This is a genomic window from Aestuariibacter sp. GS-14 (genome assembly GCF_006494365.1).
Classification (GTDB): domain Bacteria; phylum Pseudomonadota; class Gammaproteobacteria; order Enterobacterales; family Alteromonadaceae; genus Alteromonas; species Alteromonas mangrovi.
Window position 1 is genome coordinate 157,606 of record NZ_VHIP01000007.1, and the last position, 19,008, is coordinate 176,613.

At 46.8% G+C, this 19,008-nt stretch carries 16 protein-coding genes and 1 tRNA gene; 15 read left to right on the forward strand and 2 right to left on the reverse strand.

All coding sequences use genetic code 11. The features are described 5' to 3' along the window. Positions 1-37: 37 nt before the first annotated feature. On the reverse strand, positions 38-724 hold the full coding sequence (locus tag FJ444_RS13155) for an alpha/beta fold hydrolase (protein WP_140958818.1): 687 nt from the start codon (positions 722-724) through the stop codon (positions 38-40). A gap of 114 nt (positions 725-838) precedes the next feature. Between FJ444_RS13155 and mutY the strand changes: the two genes are divergently transcribed. Next, positions 839-1,882 carry an A/G-specific adenine glycosylase gene (mutY, locus tag FJ444_RS13160; RefSeq protein WP_140958819.1) on the forward strand — a complete coding sequence of 348 codons (1,044 nt, stop codon included), beginning with the start codon at positions 839-841 and terminating at the stop codon, positions 1,880-1,882. Here mutY and FJ444_RS13165 read toward each other — a convergent pair. After that, positions 1,877-4,264: a response regulator gene (locus tag FJ444_RS13165; RefSeq protein WP_140958821.1), complete on the reverse strand. Its 2,388-nt coding sequence runs from the start codon at positions 4,262-4,264 to the stop codon at positions 1,877-1,879. The two genes, mutY and FJ444_RS13165, sit on opposite strands and share 6 nt — an antisense overlap. Positions 4,265-4,574: 310 nt before the next feature. Between FJ444_RS13165 and FJ444_RS13170 the strand changes: the two genes are divergently transcribed. The 14 genes from FJ444_RS13170 to FJ444_RS13235 all read left to right on the forward strand — a co-directional run bounded on the left by FJ444_RS13170 (position 4,575) and on the right by FJ444_RS13235 (position 18,972). Then, positions 4,575-5,729, forward strand: a complete 1,155-nt coding sequence (locus tag FJ444_RS13170) for a PleD family two-component system response regulator (RefSeq protein WP_140958823.1) — start codon at positions 4,575-4,577, stop codon at positions 5,727-5,729. 16 nt (positions 5,730-5,745) lie between these two features. Beyond that, a complete protein-coding gene (locus tag FJ444_RS13175) occupies positions 5,746-6,108 on the forward strand; it encodes a response regulator (RefSeq protein ID WP_140958825.1) in 363 nt (120 codons plus the stop codon). Between the two features lie 11 nt (positions 6,109-6,119). Next, a complete protein-coding gene (locus FJ444_RS13180) occupies positions 6,120-6,434 on the forward strand; it encodes a lipid asymmetry maintenance protein MlaB (RefSeq protein ID WP_140958827.1) in 315 nt (104 codons plus the stop codon). Beyond that, positions 6,427-8,523 (forward strand): chemotaxis protein CheA, encoded by a 2,097-nt coding sequence (locus tag FJ444_RS13185; RefSeq protein WP_140958829.1) that lies wholly within the window; start codon positions 6,427-6,429, stop codon positions 8,521-8,523. The genes FJ444_RS13180 and FJ444_RS13185 overlap by 8 nt, the downstream gene beginning before the upstream one ends. Before the next feature lie 10 nt (positions 8,524-8,533). Beyond that, positions 8,534-10,582 (forward strand): methyl-accepting chemotaxis protein, encoded by a 2,049-nt coding sequence (locus FJ444_RS13190; protein WP_140958831.1) that lies wholly within the window; start codon positions 8,534-8,536, stop codon positions 10,580-10,582. Positions 10,583-10,598: 16 nt separating this feature from the next. After that, positions 10,599-11,153 (forward strand): chemotaxis protein CheW, encoded by a 555-nt coding sequence (locus tag FJ444_RS13195; protein WP_140958833.1) that lies wholly within the window; start codon positions 10,599-10,601, stop codon positions 11,151-11,153. Positions 11,154-11,162: 9 nt separating this feature from the next. Next, the gene (locus FJ444_RS13200) at positions 11,163-12,029 is read left to right on the forward strand and encodes a protein-glutamate O-methyltransferase CheR (RefSeq protein WP_140958835.1); all 867 of its coding nucleotides are present in this window, start codon (positions 11,163-11,165) and stop codon (positions 12,027-12,029) included. Beyond that, positions 12,019-13,080: a chemotaxis response regulator protein-glutamate methylesterase gene (locus FJ444_RS13205; RefSeq protein WP_140958837.1), complete on the forward strand. Its 1,062-nt coding sequence runs from the start codon at positions 12,019-12,021 to the stop codon at positions 13,078-13,080. Before FJ444_RS13200 ends, FJ444_RS13205 begins: the two co-directional genes overlap by 11 nt. Before the next feature lie 134 nt (positions 13,081-13,214). After that, positions 13,215-13,610, forward strand: a complete 396-nt coding sequence (locus FJ444_RS13210) for a hypothetical protein (RefSeq protein ID WP_255439170.1) — start codon at positions 13,215-13,217, stop codon at positions 13,608-13,610. Positions 13,611-13,681: 71 nt separating this feature from the next. Further along, positions 13,682-13,957: an oxidative damage protection protein gene (locus tag FJ444_RS13215; RefSeq protein WP_140958841.1), complete on the forward strand. Its 276-nt coding sequence runs from the start codon at positions 13,682-13,684 to the stop codon at positions 13,955-13,957. 135 nt (positions 13,958-14,092) lie between these two features. Continuing rightward, positions 14,093-14,168, forward strand: a tRNA-Phe gene (locus FJ444_RS13220). A gap of 489 nt (positions 14,169-14,657) precedes the next feature. Continuing rightward, positions 14,658-15,311 (forward strand): response regulator transcription factor, encoded by a 654-nt coding sequence (locus FJ444_RS13225; RefSeq protein WP_140958843.1) that lies wholly within the window; start codon positions 14,658-14,660, stop codon positions 15,309-15,311. A gap of 49 nt (positions 15,312-15,360) precedes the next feature. After that, on the forward strand, positions 15,361-16,782 hold the full coding sequence (locus tag FJ444_RS13230) for a cell wall metabolism sensor histidine kinase WalK (protein WP_181405160.1): 1,422 nt from the start codon (positions 15,361-15,363) through the stop codon (positions 16,780-16,782). A gap of 93 nt (positions 16,783-16,875) precedes the next feature. Then, the gene (locus FJ444_RS13235) at positions 16,876-18,972 is read left to right on the forward strand and encodes a TonB-dependent receptor (RefSeq protein WP_140958847.1); all 2,097 of its coding nucleotides are present in this window, start codon (positions 16,876-16,878) and stop codon (positions 18,970-18,972) included. Positions 18,973-19,008: the final 36 nt, after the last annotated feature.

The window sequence follows — 19,008 nt, forward strand, 5'->3', positions numbered from 1 at the left end:
TTATAGCGTGAAATGGCCGGTTTTGGCGGGCTATAGATTAAATCGGCAGGCCTTTCACGATCAGTGATGCAACTTCCTCTGGCTGTTCAATCAGCATCATGTGCCCGCAGTGTTTCAGTATGCTCAGCGTTGCCTTCGGCAGGTTGTTGGCCGCCTTTTGAATTGACGGCAGAGGAACAACTGCATCAGCGTCGGCTGCGATCAGGTGTACCTGCACGCCAAGCGCTGATAGCTGGCTGGTTAAATCCTTACGTGGTGTAGTGCTGGAAACGTGAGCAAGTAATGTTGCGCCACCCAGATCCTCGGCCATGTCGATTATCACAGGGAGCAGTGAATCGTGTTTATCCGGAATAATCATATTGGCCAGATACTGGCTTTGACGCGAAGAGAATTTGCCCTGTTTAAGTACCGCGAGTAATTGTTTGCGACGTGCAGTCTCTTCGTCGGTAAGACCAAGCGGTGAATAGCCTAAGAGTGTGAGTGAACTCACCTTTTCGGGGTAAGTAAGCGCCCACAGCGCAGCGATATATCCGCCCATGGAGTAACCAACCAAATGCACTTTCTCACCGTCGGGTACTCTGTCGCTGGTAAGAGCAAGCATATCCTGCAGGGTATTGGCCCATTGCAGGGGGACGTAACAGCGCTGCATGGCAGGCAGTTTTTTCCATACAGGAAACCAAACGCGTTCGTCGCACAGAGTGCCGGGAAGAAAAAGTACAGTCATAAAAATAAACCTGATTGGGGATTGCAATCGTAACAGGCTCTACGTTGGTGAGGCAATCACTGATACACTTACTGGCTTTCGGGCCGTATTACACACATTATTTTTGGGAAGTTTATGCAGCAGTTGTTTTCCGATCGCATATTAACCTGGTTCGACGAGCACGGGCGCAAACATTTACCGTGGCAACAGGATATTTCGCCATACCGGGTGTGGGTGTCTGAAATTATGTTGCAGCAAACTCAGGTAACTACGGTGATCCCGTATTTTGAGCGCTTTATGGCTCGCTTCCCTACCGTTGTGGCGCTGGCCAATGCTCCACAGGACGATGTATTACAGCTTTGGACTGGCTTAGGGTATTACGCCAGAGCCAGAAATCTGCACAAAGCCGCAATATGTGTTCGCGATGAACATCAAGGTGTCTTTCCTGACACCCTTGAGCAGGTGATGGCACTACCCGGCATTGGGCGTTCCACCGCTGGGGCTATTTTGTCGATTGCAGGTGGGCAGTCGCATCCCATTCTGGACGGCAATGTTAAGCGGGTCCTGGCGCGCTATTTTGCTATCAGCGGCTGGCCCGGCGCGAAAAGTGTAGAGACTTCACTGTGGGAATATGCGACTGAATTAACACCGCCAGAGCGCGCAAATCACTATACCCAGGCCATGATGGACATGGGCGCAACCCTGTGTACGCGCAGCAAACCAAAATGTGATGCATGTCCGCTGCAAACTGATTGTGTAGCTTACGCACAGGGCAAACAAACTGACTATCCGGGTAAAAAGCCTAAAAAGGCACTGCCAGTAAAGCAAACTGTGATGAGCGTTATCCTGTGCCAGCGCGCGGTGCTGTTACAACAGCGCCCGCAAACCGGAATCTGGGGAGGGCTTTGGAGTTTCTTTGAGCGGGCGCCGGACACTGTGCTATCGCCGCAACTACGCCAACTGATTGGGGAGCATGAATCGCTAAATTTGGTGGAGCCGTTTCGGCATACTTTCTCGCATTATCACCTGGATATTCAGCCAGAAATACTGAGCTGTGAGCGTGTTCCACAACAGCTTAGCGAACCTGGCTGGCGATGGGTGAGTCTGGATGAACCGCTGGAAGTAGGTGTACCCACTCCGGTCACCAGAATATTGAAAGCGTTGGGCAGTAACTTATAAACCCGAATGGTTGTGTTGTTCCTGAATCAGTTGGTTTGTTAACTCATCGGCAAGAAGCAGGTTGTAGTCTCCCAGCGCATCTTTAATTTCGGTAAGTGCGTTGAGGTACAAGGGATATGTTCTAATGGATGACGTGATGATTTCAAGGGATTGCGCATTGTCTTTGAATATGGATTGAGAGAGAGACTGCAAGCGCTCGGTCAGTGTCATGGTTAGGTCTATCCCACAGGCGTGATCGTTTTCCTCAGGTGTCTGCTGTGTAAGCCACGCCGACAGCAACGGTAACGCACTCAGCGCATTATTCAGATTCGCTATTTGTTGGTGGGATGGCCGTTTATCACTTTTTAGCGCTGTTTCTATTTCCGCTGCCGTGGCGGAAATGGCAAGCAAACCCAGGTTACCACCTGTGCCTTTTAGGGTATGCGCGAGTGATTTGGCGGCACAGGTATCCCCGATTGCCAGAAACGCTTGCAGGTCTTCCCCTGCGCGTTGGTATTTGCCGATAAAGCTGGTTAGCAATGAATGAAGCAATGCCTGCCTGCCGTTCATGTTTTGGAAAGGCTTCAGTAAATCAATGCCTGCAATATCCGGAAAGGTGGGGGTTTTTGTGGTGGCCGGAGCGGCTATCTCTGCAGCAACGCCATCTAGCTTTAATACGTTAATAATGACCTGCGCGATGGTCTCTGGCGCAATGGGTTTCGATATATGGTCGTCCATTCCACTGCGCAAATGCTTGGCTTTGTCTTCTTCCCGGGAATGCGCAGTCATAGCGATAATTGGCGTATTTGACCGGAATTCTGGCAAATTCCGCAATTCTTTCATTGTGGAAATACCATCCATTCCGGGCATCTGTATATCCATAAAAATAAGGTCAAAGCATTCATGTTTCACTATTTCCAGAGCCTTAAAACCAGAGTCACAGGTAATCACTCTGCATCCCAGATCGATCAGCATTGCCGCGGCTACCTGCAGGTTAATATGATTGTCATCTACAACCAGTACGGCGAGATTAGTAAACTTGGGGGCGGATTCTGTGTCGAGTTTGTCGGTATAGCGAATAATCGATTCACCGGATAATGCCTGAAACAGTTCTTTGGTTCGAACCGGTTTGAGTAAGTGATAATCCGCATCCTCACCGTCATTAATGATGTCTTCATAGTTTTCCAGTGAGATACAGGTTACGTTGCATGCTGGCAGCCTGCTTTTTATGGTGGGTATTTTGATGCGATCAGCATTACTCATATGACTAAGATCCAGCAGGAAGTGCAGCGCATTACCGGATGCATTCAAACTGTCAAATGCTACTTCATCAAAGGTATCGCAAATCGTTAACGAGGCGATACTTGTATTAGAGAATATCGATGTAAGCTTGGTCTGATATTGCAGGCAATTGGTAAGCACCACAACGTGCTTATTGAATAGCCTGGGATTATACACATCACACAGAGTATGTTGGTCTGCAACCATTGAGGCAAGTGAAAAGTAGAACTCTGAGCCTTCGCCAGGAACACTGCGAACGTGTAAGCTTGATGCCATGGCGTTAATGTAACTCGCTGAAATAGCCAGCCCAAGTCCTGTGCCTCCGTATTTTCTTGTTACTGAGGAATCACTCTGTGAGAAGGCTTCGAACAAGTTCGTCATTTTGTCTGGTTGAATACCGATACCCGTGTCTTTTACGCTAATGGTAACACCTGTTGTTTCGTTGAAATCCGCCGTTAATACAACAAATCCCTGGTCGGTAAATTTAATGGCATTAGACAGTAAATTACCGATAACTTGCTGAAGCTTGTGGCCATCTCCAATGAATGAGTTAGGAATTTGTGGCGAAATAATCGTGATGATGTCGAGGTCTTTCTTTCGTGCGTTAGGTGCAAAATTATGCGCCACCGTTTCGAGTGTATGCCTCAAGTCAAATTCGTGTTGTTCAAGTGTTACGCCAACAGCATCAATTTTTGAAAAATCGAGAATGTCATTAATAACGGCAATGAGTAGCTTGCCGCTTTGAATTGCTGACTGGATTAAAGAATTGCGCTGGAAATCACTTTTGCATTTGCGCATTGAGTAGAGCATACCCAGTACCCCATTAAGGGGCGTGCGAATCTCGTGACTCATATTGGCTAAAAATTCAGATTTTGCCTGAGCGAGCTTGATAGCTTCGTCTCTTGCGTCAGCAATTTCCTGAGTGCGCTTTATAATTTCGGCTTCCAGGCCGTCCATGTATTGCTCGAGTTTACTATTTGCCTCATACAGCTGAAGTGACCGTTTTGTGAGTATACTTTCAGCTTCAAGTCTGGCTTGACGCTCTCTTTTGTATTTTCGTTCCATGACTTGTAACTGCTTTTGCAGGTTTTCGAGCTGAGATACCGTTGTTTGTGTAGTCATGAAAACTAACCCTTTTAACGCACAGTTATATATAGACGTCTATGTTTAACTTTTCCAGTCAAGTAAACGTTTGATATTGAATACCTAATTTTATGTGGTTGCTAAAATATACTCTCTTAGTAATTAGTCTAAATTAGTCAATTCTTATATTTTTATATATACATGATTTTTATAATTTATTTATTTTGTCATCGTCAATTGTAAATATTCTAGCTCAATAATTCTACATAATATTCTTTCCAAGTTGACAATTATGAATTAATCTTCTTACACGATTAAGAAAGGGTCTTTTGTTGTTTTGGTGACATATATGACATTGAGCTATCGGCAGATATTAATAATTGATGACAGCAAAGAAGACATTGGTTTTTTGCAGGCCATTCTTAGCGGCGACTACTCCATTGTCGCTGCCACATCCGGAGCGGGTGCTTTAGATATTTGCGCATCTGGAAAAATCACACCATCAGTCATTTTGCTCGACGTTTCTATGCCGGATATGGATGGTTATCAAACCTGTCAGGCAATCAAAGCGCTGTCGGGTTTCGAGCAGGTTGAGGTTATTTTTGTTAGTGCCAACGATTCCCTCGACGAGAAGCGAAAAGGCTATGAAGCTGGCGGTAACGATTACCTGTCAAAACCAGTGAATCGCGACGAAATTCTGCAAAAAGTAAAATTAGCCGTGCTGAGAAAGCAAACTCGTGAAGACTCCGAATCGCAGTCAAAAATGGCGTTGGATACGGCTATGACCGCCATTATGGATGCCAGTGAACAATCCAATGTTATTCACTTCTTACGGCAAAGCTTCTCCTGTCAGAGTGTTGAGGAGTTGGCGCAATCTATTGTTGATACCTGTGATAATTTCGGGCTGTTAAACACAGTTCAAATTCGCACTGACTGGCAGGCAATAACTAAATCGTCAGGCAATAACCCTTCACCGCTGGAAATCGAAATGCTTACGTCGCTCCAACAAATTGGACGCATATACCAGCGTGGACAGCGGTTAATACTCAACTTTGGCAATATTTCTCAACTTATCAAAAATCTCCCGGATGACGAGGCCAAATGCGGACGTTTAAGGGACCATCTGGCATTAATCCTCGAAGGCGCAGAAAGTCGCTTAAAAGCACTTAATGCAGTGGATGAAATGAAAAGTGTTATGGAAGGCACCAACGATGCGCTCTCAGAAATGGCAACCAAGCAGGCTAACCAAAAACGCCAAAACGTGAAAATCATGGATGAAATGATTGAAGAGATCCAGGTTGGTTTATTTGACTATGGGTTAACGGAAGAGCAGGAGAAAGTGCTGCTTGGCATGGTAGAGCGCTATTCAGAGAAGGTTTTTAGCGCGTACGAAGAAGGCCTTCAACTGGAAGACAGTATGGCGGTGATTTCAAGCAGTTTACAACGCGCCATCAAGCAGTTTTTCCAGTCTGATGAAGATGAAGCTGCGATAAACAAAAAGTAAAAACTGAGGATAAACAATGTCTAAAGTCGTATTGATTGTTGATGACTCTGCATCAGTGAGACAAATCGTTTCAATGGTTCTGAAAGCCAGTGGATATACCGTTATTGAAGCTGATAACGGCAAAAATGCACTCGACAGGCTGGATGGCCAGAAAATTCATTTGATTGTAAGTGATGTGAACATGCCCGAAATGGATGGAATGACATTTGTAAAGCATGCAAGGGAACTTGATGCATATAAGTTCACACCAGTTCTGATGCTTACAACCGAAACCGATCAGAAGCTGAAAGACACTGCCAAACAAATGGGGGTAAGAGCCTGGCTGGTTAAGCCTTTCCAACCACCGTTGTTGCTATCCACGCTGGCAAAATTAATGTAGCAGGCACGCCAATGAAAAACGAAGCATGTTCGCAACAGTCTGATTCGACAGCTGTAGAATTACCGTCATCGCTAACCATTTTTGACGTCAAAGATTTTCATCTGATGTGTCAGAACAATTGGCCTGACTCAAAACGAATTAATCTCGATTGCCAGGCCATTACTGATTTCGACGGGGCGGGTATACAGCTACTCATCTGGTTATTCATAAAAGCACGGCGTCAGCAGGTTGAGTTAGTGCTGATAAACGTGAGCGAGTCTGTTAAGACTGCACTTTTAATGTATCAGTTGCCATTCCAATGGCTGAAAGGCGGCGATAATGATTGACCCAGTTGAAACGTTCAAAACAGAGGCCCGGGAGCACCTGGTTAATCTTGAAGGCGCACTGCTTGAACTGGAAGAGGTTCAGGAGGATCGCGAATTAATTGATACAGCGTTTCGTTCCATGCACACCATTAAAGGTGCGGCAGGGATGTTTGGATATCAGGATTTAACTGACTTTACACATCATCTGGAAACCGCGCTGGATAAAGTGCGAAATGGCGAAATGGAAATCAGTAAAGAGTTGATTGGCATTCTACTCGACGCCAAAGACACCATAGAAGAGTCGTTAGCCACGCCTGCGTTTGACACGCATTTGAAAATTGTTACCACCCGGATTATCAGTCGTTTATACGAACTGATCCCTGAAGGTGTGGCATCGCAAAAGTCAGGGGAACAGCTGCCGGAAAAAACGCAAATCAACGGGTCAGATGTGTATCGCGTGAGGATAAAACCCAGCTCAACAACCTACCAATTGGGTTTGGATATTATCCCGATTCTCAGAGAATTGAATAGTTTGGGAACATGCCATGTAACCACTTGTGTGGATGAGCTGGAAGGCACAGACGATTACGACCCGCAACTAAGCTATTTGTACTGGGATATTATTCTGCAAAGCAAACAGCCTGCCCCTTCAATTGCTGATGTGTTTATGTTTGTTGAGGACGACTGGCAAATTGCCGTTGATCCAATCGATCTGACCGACGGTGACGAGCAATCAGACAAATTAGGCGAGTTGCTAGTGTCGAGGCGCATTATTAACAGAAGCCAGCTGGACGCGATATTGTCGCAGAAAGCGGTGATTGGCAGTCAGATGGCTCAGCAAGGGCTGGCAACTGAATCGGCAATTAATGCTGCCTTAACTGAACAGCGTGTAGTCAGGTCTCTCAAGCAGTCTTCTTCGGGTCAGGATGCCACGATACGGGTACCCTCTTCCCGTTTGGATACCTTGATGAATCTGGTAGGTGAACTGGTGATTGTACAGGCGAGACTGAATCAGTTCGCCTTTAACAATGACAGCGAAGAGCTGCTGTCAATTGCCGAAGAGCTGGATGTATTAACTACACAAATGCGCGACCAAACCTTCAGCATTCGCATGGTTCCAATTGGCAGCACATTTGGAAAATTCAAACGCCTGGTCAGAGACTTGTCTAATGAGTTAGACAAGCGCATACAACTTGAAACCTACGGCGCTGAAACTGAATTGGACAAAATGGTAATCGACAAATTGTCAGATCCATTGATTCATTTAATCCGCAATAGTATCGATCACGGTATCGAGAGTCAGACGGAACGGACAGCGTCAGGAAAGAGTGAAACAGGCACCATTGTGCTGAGTGCAGAGCATAGTGACTCTTTCGTGGTTATTCGGATCAAGGATGATGGCGCGGGTCTTAATTCTACAAAAATTAAACAACGGGCAGTCGAGAAGCAGTTAATTGATCCGCAGGAAGTGCTGGACGATGAAGCTGTTCACCACCTTATTTTTGAGCCTGGATTTTCCACATCAGAAACCGTATCCGACATTTCAGGACGCGGCGTGGGCATGGATGTTGTGCGGCGCTCAATACAGGAGCTCGGCGGAACAATTAGTATTGCCACTCAGCCAAACAAAGGGACTGAGTTCACAATACGTTTGCCTATGACACTTGCCATTATTGAAGGCCTGATGGTGAAAGTTGGAGGTGAAAGCTATGTGCTACCGCTCAGTGCAGTTGAAGAATGCATAGAGCTTAGTCATCCCAATGTGGGCAGTCATACCCGTAAACGCATTGTGGAAGTCAGAGGCGAGCAAATCCCCTTTTTATACCTGCGCGAATGGTTTGATATTCGGGGCGAACCGCCATCAATAGAGCAAATCGTTATCACTCATGTCGGACAGGAGCAATTTGGCTTTTGTGTTGATGAAGTAGTTGGACAGTATCAAACCGTAATTAAACGTCTTGGAAAACTTTACGAAGGAGCAACTGGATTCAGTGGCGCTACCATCCTGGGAGATGGAAGTGTTGCGATGATTCTGGATCCTTCTGCCCTGATGGATGCAGTGGGCGAAAATCAACGTCGTACAAAACGAAGCTTAACAATCTCTCACTGAGGGCACCAGAATGAATCGAATTACGTTAAAGGCGTTAATATTATCAGCCTTTATAATTTTAATTGGCTCGATGGCCGTAACTAACTTCCTTGGCATATCGGCGTTGTCAGGCATGAATAGCCAGTTGAATAGCATCGTTGATGAATCTGCTGAAAAAGTGAAACTGGCAGCAAGGATACGTCAGGACTTACTGGCGATCAGCCGCAGTGACAAGAACATGATACTGGCAGATTCAATTGAACAAATGAAAGTGTTTGCGCAGGAAATCGACGATGTGAAATCGGAAATGCTGCAAAAGCGCGCTGAACTGAGAAAGCTTGCCAGTGATGAAGGTAAAATTAAGCTGGATGAATTTTCTGAAACCTGGTCGGAATACGAAGGCGTATTAACGCAAATTAAAGAGTTGGCGTTTCTTAACTCTAATACCCGCGCAATGACACTGAGCATAAATGAAGCCAGAAAAGCACTGGAAGACGCTCAGGGATCGCTTACCCAGTTACTGAGTAAAATGGAACGCACGGTTGTTGAACAAAACTCGGTTGCTGCACTTCGCAATGCCGCTGAAATATTAAAACTCACCACCCAGATAAACCTGAACATGGTTGAGATCCAGCGAAACGAAAAGAATATCATCATTGCCACCGACGAAAAGTTAATGCAGCAATTTGCTGATCAAATCAGTCTGAAAGAAACCGAACTTTATGCGCGATTAGACAAACTGGAGTCGATAGCTGACGCGTCTGACCGTGCTTTGATCAGCCAGTTCAGACAACAGTTTAAAAGCTATTATGACCTGCATTTACAGGTACGCCAGATCAGTCTGGAAAACGGTAATGTGAGGGCGTTTGCACTATCTGCCTCGCGGGGCAAGGACTTACTGGCCAAATCTGAGAAGTATCTTGCCGCGATTGTTGAAGTAAACGAGCAGGCAATGCTGGCAGATAAAGACGCCAGTGACGTGGCTTATAGTTCTGCACGAAATCAATTACTCATAGCACTGGGCGTATCTGTTGTTATTGCCTTTGCTGTTGCATGGATAGTGATCCGTCGGGTTAATGTGGTGAGTGCAATTACCGACAGAATAGGCAAAGGCGACCTGACTGCCACGTTCGATCAAACTGCCAGTGATGCCGACATTTATGGTGTACTGCGCAATATGAACGCAAGCCTGAAACAGGTTGTTTCAGAGGTCGTTGAAGCGTCGAGCAACGTAGCAGCGGGTAGTGGTCAGTTAAGCTCAACCGGACAGCAAATTGCTCAGGGGGCAACAGAGCAAGCGGCGTCACTTGAGGAAATTTCCTCCTCAATGGAGCAAATGGCGTCGAATATTGCACACAGTGCAGACAATGCTCAGCAAACCGAACAAATTGCACGCAAAGCGGCTATTGATGCAGAAGCCACCGGTAAAGCAGTTGAGGAAGCGGTCGAGGCAATGAAGGACATTGCCGACAAGATTGGCATTATTGAAGAAATCTCGCGGCAAACTAACCTGCTGGCGCTGAATGCTGCGATTGAGGCAGCAAGAGCGGGCGAACATGGCAAAGGGTTTACGGTAGTGGCCGCGGAGGTAAGAAAACTCGCTGAACGTAGTCAAAAGGCGGCTGCCGAAATCGTTACCAGAGCCAAAGGGAGCCTTGATGTGTCAGAGCAAGCTGGTCGTATGCTGGCCGAGCTGCTCCCGAACATAAAGAAAACGTCTGACCTGGTTCAGGAAATAAGTGCATCGTCCCGCGAACAGGATGCAGGTGCGGCAGAAGTGAATAAAGCACTTCAGCAACTGGACGAAGTCGTTCAGCAATCTGCGGCTGCCGCAGAAGAAATGGCCTCTACGTCGGAAGAGCTGTCTGCTCAGGCTGAGCAACTAAATGCAACCATTAATTTCTTCAAGATTGACGTTAACCAAGCGAAATCTTCAAGTCGCAATACTCTGGCTTCCAAGACAAAGGCGAAAGCTAAGTCGAAGGTTTCTGCATCAAAGTCAGAAAAAGTACCGTTATTGTCGGGCATAGATATCTCCCTGGGCGACGATAACGACAGCTCTGAGTTTGTAAGATATTAAATTGGGAGGCTAAACCATGGCAGACCAAAACAACACAGTAAAATCCGACGCGGGTGGTATTCCTGGAGCCACCATTCAGCTACTCACTTTCGTACTGGATGATGAAATATATGGCGCAGATATCAATCAAATACAGGAAGTGCTGGAGTATCGCCGGGTTACCCGCGTACCCAGAACACCTGATTATCTGTTAGGGGTAATCAACCTGCGCGGACAAGTATTACCCGTGGTTGATTTAAGGCATCTTTTTGAAATGCATCGCGCTGATATGACAGTAAATACCTGCATAGTTATTGTAGAAGTGAGTGTTGATGGTGAAAACGTTGCCCTTGGCATTTTGGCAGATGCTGTGAGAGAAGTCATTGAATTGCCTGTGAGTGATATTAATCCTCCGCCGAGAATAGGCAGCCGTATTGATACTAAATTTATCAGTGGTATGGGCAAATACCACGATGAATTTATCGTGATACTCAACCTGTCTAAAGTAATGGGTGATGAGGATCTTGGAGACGTTTATGAGGCTGTCAGTGCCACAAAAGACATGGCTGACACCGTGCCGGCAAGCGAGTAGTTGAATTCTATGCAAACTTCAACATTTCAAACAATCAAAGCGGATCCTCTGCAGGAAAATGACCGTCTAAGGATAGCCGACTACATTGAATCGACAGCTGGCATACAAATGCCAGCGTCAAAGAAAACGTTGATTGAATCACGTCTCCGCAAGCGCCAGCGCGCACTCTCTTTTGAAACCCTCAAGTCGTATATCGCTTTTGTGTTTGAAACACCCGACGGACAGAAAGAGCGTTTGCATTTGTTGGATGCGCTGACAACCAACAAAACAGAGTTTTACCGGGAAGCACAGCACTTTGAGTTTCTTAGATCGCATCTGCGCAATAATTACGGCACGCAGGGTCGGGAAATACGATTGTGGAGCGCGGGCTGTTCATCTGGTGAGGAAGCCTATACTCTCAGTATTGAAATGCTGGAATTTCAACGGGAATTCCCGCAATTTTCCTTCAGCGTTAACGCTACCGATATTTCCGCAAGTTGTATAGAGCACGCCAGGCGCGCTGTATATCATCACGACAAAATAGAACCGGTTGATATGGTGTTGAGGCGGCGATATTTACTTCGCAGTCGAAACAAGAGTGATAACTCGGTGAAAATGGCGCCGGAGGTAATGGCCCCGGTAAATTTCGACTTTTTTAACCTGATTAACGGCGATTGGAATACATACCACAACCAGTTTTCAATTATTTTTTGTCGGAACGTCATGATTTACTTTAATCAGGAAGATCGCGCGCGCCTTACTCAGCGCTTTCATCAATCTCTTGTCGAAGGCGGACTGTTGTTTATAGGTCACTCTGAAACACTGCTCGATCCTCACGGGCTTTTCGTGCGGCTGCGACCAACCATTTACCTTAAGAAGACCAAATATGGTCGATAAAATTAAAGTGCTCATCGTTGACGACTCTGCATTAGTGCGTCAGGCGTTGCAGCACATGCTTTCTTCTGCTGACGATATTGAAGTAGTGGGCACCGCTCAGGATCCCTATGTTGCGGTAGAGAAAATGAAGAAAGTGCTGCCTGACGTGATCACACTGGATGTGGAAATGCCAAGAATGGATGGTGTGACGTTTTTAAAAAAACTGATGCAACAACATCCAATACCAGTAGTGATATGCTCGTCGTTAGTGGGGGATGGCACTTTGACACACATTAAAGCGCTGGAAGCCGGTGCTGTTGATATCATTTTAAAACCGCAAATGGGCACAAAGCAGTTCTTCTTTGATAGCCAGGTACAAATTTGCGATGCTATTCGGGCGGCTTCAAAGGCCCGTCCAAAAAAGCTCTTCCGGCCTGCTACGGTACCCGTAAAACACAATGCTGATGTGATGCTTGCAAAACGTCATTCTACCGCCATGGCAGAAACAACTGACAAAGTGATCGTTATTGGCGCATCTACTGGTGGAACTGAGGCGATCAAAGACGTTCTAATCAAAATGCCGTTAAACTGCCCGGGCATTGTGATTGTGCAGCACATGCCTGAAGGATTTACCCGCTCGTTTGCACAACGCTTGAATTCGCTTTGTGAGATTAACGTAAAAGAGGCCTGTAATGGCGATCCTGTGCTGCGTGGCCAGGCGCTGATTGCGCCTGGTAATAAGCACACCATTTTGAAACGTAGTGGCGCCCGTTATTACGTGGAGGTAAAAGACGGCCCGCTGGTCTCACGTCACCGGCCTTCGGTTGATGTACTGTTCCGTTCAGCAGCTAAGTACGCTGGCAGCAACGCGCTTGCAGCAATCCTCACGGGGATGGGCGATGATGGTGCAGAGGGCATGCTTGAATTAAAAGAATCTGGTGCATGGACCTGTGCACAGGATGAGGCGAGTAGTGTGGTTTATGGTATGCCCAAAGAAGCCTATGAGCGTGGTGGCGCATTACAACAATACCCTCTGAATAAAATTGCAGAAGAATTACTACGGAAAGCGTAATGACACATAAACACAAGAGAGTCATCCTGCATGCTGGGGACTATTGTTTCGACAAAGCAGGCACGCAGGTCCATACATTGTTGGGTTCGTGCGTTTCAATTGTTCTGTGGCATCCACAACGAATGATTGGAGGAATGTGTCACTATGCGTTGCCATATCGCTATGAGCGGCAAGACAAACGAATGAACCCCCGTTTTGCGGATGACTGCATGACACTCTTCAAACGTTCAGCGAAGCGTCACAGAACGCACCTCCACGAATATCAGGCCAAGGTATTTGGTGGTGGTAACATGTACCGCAAATTTCGCCGTGCGCCCATTGATGACATTGAACGCAAGCCGGTTGGAGAGAAAAATGTTGAGGCCGCATTCACCTTACTAACAAACGAGGGCGTCGATATACAAGTTGCGCATGTGGGCGAGTTTGGTTATCGGCGCATAGTGTTCGATGTTGCAAATGGCGATGTGTGGGTGAAATTTCAGCCCTTAAACAAAATGGGCAACCAGGATTCATTGACTTGTGTGAGTTAGCGACAGGATTTCCGTTGACGGGCAATAGTGATAGACTGGCACCACATATAAGTTTTTAAGAGAAAGAATAAATGCCAAGAACGGTATTTTGTGTGCGCCTTAAAACAGAAGCCGACGGATTGGATTTTCAGTTGTATCCGGGTGAATTAGGCAAGCGTATTTTTGACAATATCTCTAAACAGGCATGGGCTGAGTGGCAAAAAAAGCAAACCATGCTGATTAACGAGAAAAAGCTGAATATGATGGAGCCAACCGACAGGCAGTTTTTAGAAACACAGATGCAAGCGTACTTGTTTGAAGGTAAAGAGCCCACTATTGAAGGGTATGTACCGCCGAAAAAGGCGTGATTTTGTGCATGTTGAGCAAAGAATGTGCATTTGAAAAAAATTCTGAGAAAAACGGTTGACTTAAAAGCCCGAAACTCGTTAAATACGCACCCACAGCAAGACAGGTAACACACCTGACAATGCTAACCAGTTTTCGCCTCGATAGCTCAGTTGGTAGAGCAGCGGATTGAAAATCCGCGTGTCCCTGGTTCGATCCCGGGTCGAGGCACCATTACACAGAAACCCTGAACAGCGATGTTCGGGGTTTTTTGTTTCGGTTCAAGAAAAATGAAAGAGCATACCCCTGCTGGTAACCGTCCCGGGTCGAGGAACAGTTATTCTATAAAGCCCTGCATGAAAATGCGGGGCTTTTTTCGTTGATAAATCCGAACAATATCATTACCAGAAAGCACGGTTCAGAAATCGTCGGCATTCTGGGTTGCTGTAAAGCAATAATCCAAATCAAACCCATAAATAGCTACCTATCTTCATGCCTTCCCCCAACGCATATATTTCAATTATTTTCACTTAATAGAGCGCTTTACAACCTTTGCGTCAGCGCCGGATTCCCAGAGGGTATTTGTCAAACGAACAGTTGATATCCATAAATCGGATTCAAAAATATAGCAGTTTTATGCCAAATACCTCTTATCTTAATCCGTTCTTAATAAACATTGATTTAACATATTTTACACTTTATTAAATTGCCGTGGAGCGAGTCTTGAGGCTGTTACTGATAGAAGACGAACCCAATTTATCGCATACACTTTCACGTGCCTTACGCGAAGAAAGTTATGTGGTAGATACGGCTGAAGACGGTGAGTCGGGTCTGTATCACGCTATGAACTGGGATTATGATGTCATTATTCTCGATATCATGCTGCCCAAGCTCAACGGTTGGCAGGTTCTGGAAGCTCTTCGTCAAACTAAGCAAACCCCGGTGCTTATGTTAACGGCCCTCAATAACACCGCGAACAGGGTGAAGGGGCTGGACACGGGGGCCGATGACTATTTAATTAAGCCATTTGATTTATCCGAATTGTTTGCCCGAATCCGGGCGTTGATCCGTCGCGTTCATGGCCAGGCCAGGGAAGTAATTGAACTAAACGGGGTAACCGTGAATACCCTGGCAAGAAAAGTATTTCAGGACCAGTGTGAGGTTGAGCTAACCGCCCGGGAATACGGCATTCTGGAATACCTGGCCCGCCGCTACAGCCATACAGTAAGTCGCGCTGAACTGTTCGAACACCTATTTGATGAACATGACGATGCCTACTCAAATGTAATTGATGTGCATGTCTCGGCCATCAGGAAAAAGCTTGGCCAGCAGATGATTAAAACCCGCCGTGGGCTGGGTTATTTTGTGGGAGAGTAAAATGTTTGCCTCCTCTATTCGGTTTCGACTCAATTTCTGGTTCGCTTTCATGCAAGTGGTAATATCAGTGGCCGCCAGCGTGTATTTGTTGTGCCTGGACAATAGTAACCGAATGCAGGATTTGGACGCGTCTCTGGAACGGCGATTAACGCCTTTACATTTTGCTGCGCGTGATAGCCTGGCTCTGGAAAATAACACGCCATCGAGTTGGCAGGTTCCACCTAACGTGAATATTGATGCTGTTACTTCCCGGCGCGACTTTTTGCAACGTGCGTTGCTTGGTCGGGGCAGTGAACTGTTTTCCAAGCAGTGGGTAAACGAAGGCGTTTATTTTGTGATTTGGTCTGCCTCCAAACAAATTCTGGCGGCGAGTCCTAATTTGCCTGAGTCGATTCCCTTACCCGTTGCGCAAGGCGAGAATGGCCCGATAAATCTGCGTACCATCGGCGGCAATCGTGAAGCATTTCAGTTTACGGCGGCACAGGATATTGTGCTGGTGGGTCAGTCTATGCAGGCAATGGAGGCCGAGCATCAGGCTTATGTGATGCAAATTATGGGGTTTGTGCTGTGTGTATTTGTGATCGGTTTGCTCGCCAGCAGAAAAATCATATATAACGCAATCACGCCGCTTGAAGCCATTGCTAAAAGTGCGGCTCAAATGTCATTGGGGAATATTCAGGGGCGCCTTAAAGCGCCTAATCCGGCCGATGAAGTGGGTCAGTTGGTGAATACGCTCAATTCTACGTTCAGCCGGATAGACGAAGCCTTTGCCCAACAAAATCGTTTCGTTGCCGATGCGGCCCACGAACTGCGAACGCCATTGGCCGTTATGCTCAGTGAAACCCAGGCAGTACTCAATCGGCCCCGTTCTAATCAGGAATATGTGGTGTCGCTCAACCGTATTCTGGATGCAATTCAAAAATTACGTAAATTAAGTGAGTCATTACTTACCCTGGCGCAACTGGATGCTGAACAATATCGTCAAACGCCGGAATCATTTGATTTGGGGTTGTTAATTGACGAATGCATCGGAGAAATATGCCGTCTGGCAGAAACTAAAAATGTCACCATTCACAATCGCGTAGAACCAATAACAGTGCTTGGTGACCCCGATCAGTTATGTCAGGTGTTCACAAACTTACTGAGCAATGCCATCGAATACGGCACGCCGAATTCAGAGGTCCACTTGTGGGTGAGTCGTTCTGCTGATTCCGCTAAACCCGCGTTAGGTATCCATGTTTCCAATACGGGTGAAACCATTAGTCACGAAGAGCAAAAGCACCTGTTCGAGCGCTTTTACCGGGTGGACAAATCCCGCTCGCGTGCCGGGAGTCATGCTGGATTGGGGCTGGCAATTTGTCAGCGGATCGTAAACGAACACAACGGCATTATTTCAGTACAGAGCGAAAATGGCCTGACCGTTTTCACCGTCTGGTTACCAGAACCTCTAGCTACTGGTCACAGTCCCTGAACGACCTTCACTGCTTTACAGCCAACGCCTGAACACAGGCAATACCACAATAAAATTACATCAATAATCTACATTCACCTGAATGAGGACGCTATGTTACACACTAAATTTAGCCAATTTGCTTTATCTACCCTGGCCATTAGCGTGGCTTTAGGAACTAATACTGCTGGTGCAGAAGAAGCTGCTACAGAACAGCAAAAAGACATCGAAGTGATTATGGTCTCTGCACAAAAATCGATAAAACCACTGCAGAAAGTGGCGGCATCAATCTCAGTGGTTGATGCTGACTCTATCCTTAATGCTGCCAAGGTCACCGCCGCAGACGTACTTTCCGACGTTGCTGGCGTGGAAGTACAAGGGGCGGCACGAGGTGCGGCGGTTGCAATTCGTGGCCTGGGATCAGATTTACCGCCGGGAGTAGGAGAAAGTTCGGTATCAACGAACTACGATGGCGTGTATTCCATTCGTGCTGAAGCGGGTGTGCTGGGCTTTTACGACATGGACCGGGTCGAAGTATTACGCGGGCCGCAGGGCACCTTATATGGTCGCAATGCTACCGGCGGTGTAATTAATTTTATCTCGCGGGATCCCAGCCTTGATGATACCAGTGGTTATGTGGCTGTCGGGGCAGGAAACTATGATTTTAAGCGCGTTGAGGGCGCGGTGAATCTGGTTGTGTCAGATGATGTAGCAGTGCGAATGGCGGCAACCTATGTTGACCGCGATGGCTATTTATCGAATGGTCATGCAGACAGCAAAGGCGACGGCCAGCGACTCAAGGTACTTTACTCTCCAAGCAGTGAGTTCAGGTTGGTTGCGGGTTACGACCGGATCCACCTTGGGGGCATGGGCTCGGGCGGGGTTGAAGAAGCTAACTGGGTGGCTGGTGATTACTACACCACAGCCGACCCCGACATTGGTGCCGGACAGGACTACACCTCCGAAAAATTGTACCTGGACCTCAGCTGGCAGGTTGGGCCGGGCGTATTAACGGTTCTGCCTGCCTATCAAACAGGGGCGGGAACCAATGAAGGCTTTTTCGGTGGTCGAGGTAGCAGTGGATTTGATCCTAAAAAGATAGAGCAAAACTCTCTTGAGATCCGATATGGCAGCTTGCCGGGCGAGACTCTGGAGTGGGTAATGGGTTATTTCCATTACGACTACGAGCAATACACGATTAATGACGTCTTTAATACCGACGGCAGTATCACCGTCACCAATGAATACCAGGAAAACAATGGGGAATCAGACGCACTTTTCGCACAACTTACCTACCACCTTGCTGACGATTTGCGCCTGACAGCCGGTGCTCGCTACACGCAGGATAAGCGGCAGGCAGAAGGCAGTGCACCACCTCCGCTGTTTATTTTTGACGGAGTCCGGGATGATTCGTTTACAGACTGGAAACTGGGGTTGGAGAAGGATCTGTCAGACTCTGTGATGGTGTATGCCCAAGCCGCTACTGGCTTTCGACCTGGAGGCGTTAATCCTTTTAACGGTGGCACGATTGTGCCAGAAGACCTGCTGGCCTATGAAGCCGGCGTGAAAAGCCGGCTGTTAGACAACACATTGCAAATTAACGCATCCGGCTTTTATTACGATTATGCAGATTATCAGGTGGTGGACTTTTTCTTTAGTGCTACCGGGCCAAACCTCGTGTTCTATAACGCCGATGCGACAAACTGGGGAGGAGAGTTTGAATTACTTTCCATACCAACCGATGTCGACAGAATTAATTTGGCAGTGGCTTATTTAAACTCAGAAATAACTTCTGATTTGTGTCTGAATCCCTACGGGTATTTTGGCGAAACAGAAGCTGTGTGTGATGGGCTTGGTGCCAATGCGATTAACTTTAATGGTGAACGCTTGCCTCATTCACCGGAATGGACAATCAAAGCAGGTTATGAACATACCTTTGTAGGTGAGTCTGGCTGGACATTGGTTCCTCGTTTGGACTTGCGCTATGTGTCTGAACAATACGTTGCCCCCAGCAACCAGACACCAGCGTTGCAAGACAGCTACATTACCGGTGACGCGACCCTTACCTGGACACATCCGGAGGGGCATTTATCGGTTTCTGCATTCGTTAGAAATATCGCCGATGAAGCCGTTAAAAATGCCTTTTTCGTGGGGTATTCCATTGTTCAGCCCCCTCGTATGTACGGGATGAACGTGAATTATCAGTTCTAATTTTTTTCTTATATTGCCGCCGACTCACGGCGGCTT

What these genes read in the sequence shown, in the direction of transcription:
- FJ444_RS13235 (WP_140958847.1), top strand. Translation starts at nt 16,876, where the DNA reads ATGTTACACACTAAATTTAGCCAATTTGCTTTATCTACCCTGGCCATT.
- mutY (WP_140958819.1), top strand. Translation starts at nt 839, where the DNA reads ATGCAGCAGTTGTTTTCCGATCGCATATTAACCTGGTTCGACGAGCAC.
- FJ444_RS13180 (WP_140958827.1), top strand. Translation starts at nt 6,120, where the DNA reads ATGAAAAACGAAGCATGTTCGCAACAGTCTGATTCGACAGCTGTAGAA.
- FJ444_RS13155 (WP_140958818.1), bottom strand. Translation starts at nt 724, where the DNA reads ATGACTGTACTTTTTCTTCCCGGCACTCTGTGCGACGAACGCGTTTGG.
- FJ444_RS13210 (WP_255439170.1), top strand. Translation starts at nt 13,215, where the DNA reads ATGTGTCACTATGCGTTGCCATATCGCTATGAGCGGCAAGACAAACGA.
- FJ444_RS13215 (WP_140958841.1), top strand. Translation starts at nt 13,682, where the DNA reads ATGCCAAGAACGGTATTTTGTGTGCGCCTTAAAACAGAAGCCGACGGA.
- FJ444_RS13175 (WP_140958825.1), top strand. Translation starts at nt 5,746, where the DNA reads ATGTCTAAAGTCGTATTGATTGTTGATGACTCTGCATCAGTGAGACAA.
- FJ444_RS13190 (WP_140958831.1), top strand. Translation starts at nt 8,534, where the DNA reads ATGAATCGAATTACGTTAAAGGCGTTAATATTATCAGCCTTTATAATT.
- FJ444_RS13200 (WP_140958835.1), top strand. Translation starts at nt 11,163, where the DNA reads ATGCAAACTTCAACATTTCAAACAATCAAAGCGGATCCTCTGCAGGAA.
- FJ444_RS13205 (WP_140958837.1), top strand. Translation starts at nt 12,019, where the DNA reads ATGGTCGATAAAATTAAAGTGCTCATCGTTGACGACTCTGCATTAGTG.
- FJ444_RS13170 (WP_140958823.1), top strand. Translation starts at nt 4,575, where the DNA reads ATGACATTGAGCTATCGGCAGATATTAATAATTGATGACAGCAAAGAA.
- FJ444_RS13165 (WP_140958821.1), bottom strand. Translation starts at nt 4,264, where the DNA reads ATGACTACACAAACAACGGTATCTCAGCTCGAAAACCTGCAAAAGCAG.
- FJ444_RS13195 (WP_140958833.1), top strand. Translation starts at nt 10,599, where the DNA reads ATGGCAGACCAAAACAACACAGTAAAATCCGACGCGGGTGGTATTCCT.
- FJ444_RS13230 (WP_181405160.1), top strand. Translation starts at nt 15,361, where the DNA reads ATGCAAGTGGTAATATCAGTGGCCGCCAGCGTGTATTTGTTGTGCCTG.
- FJ444_RS13185 (WP_140958829.1), top strand. Translation starts at nt 6,427, where the DNA reads ATGATTGACCCAGTTGAAACGTTCAAAACAGAGGCCCGGGAGCACCTG.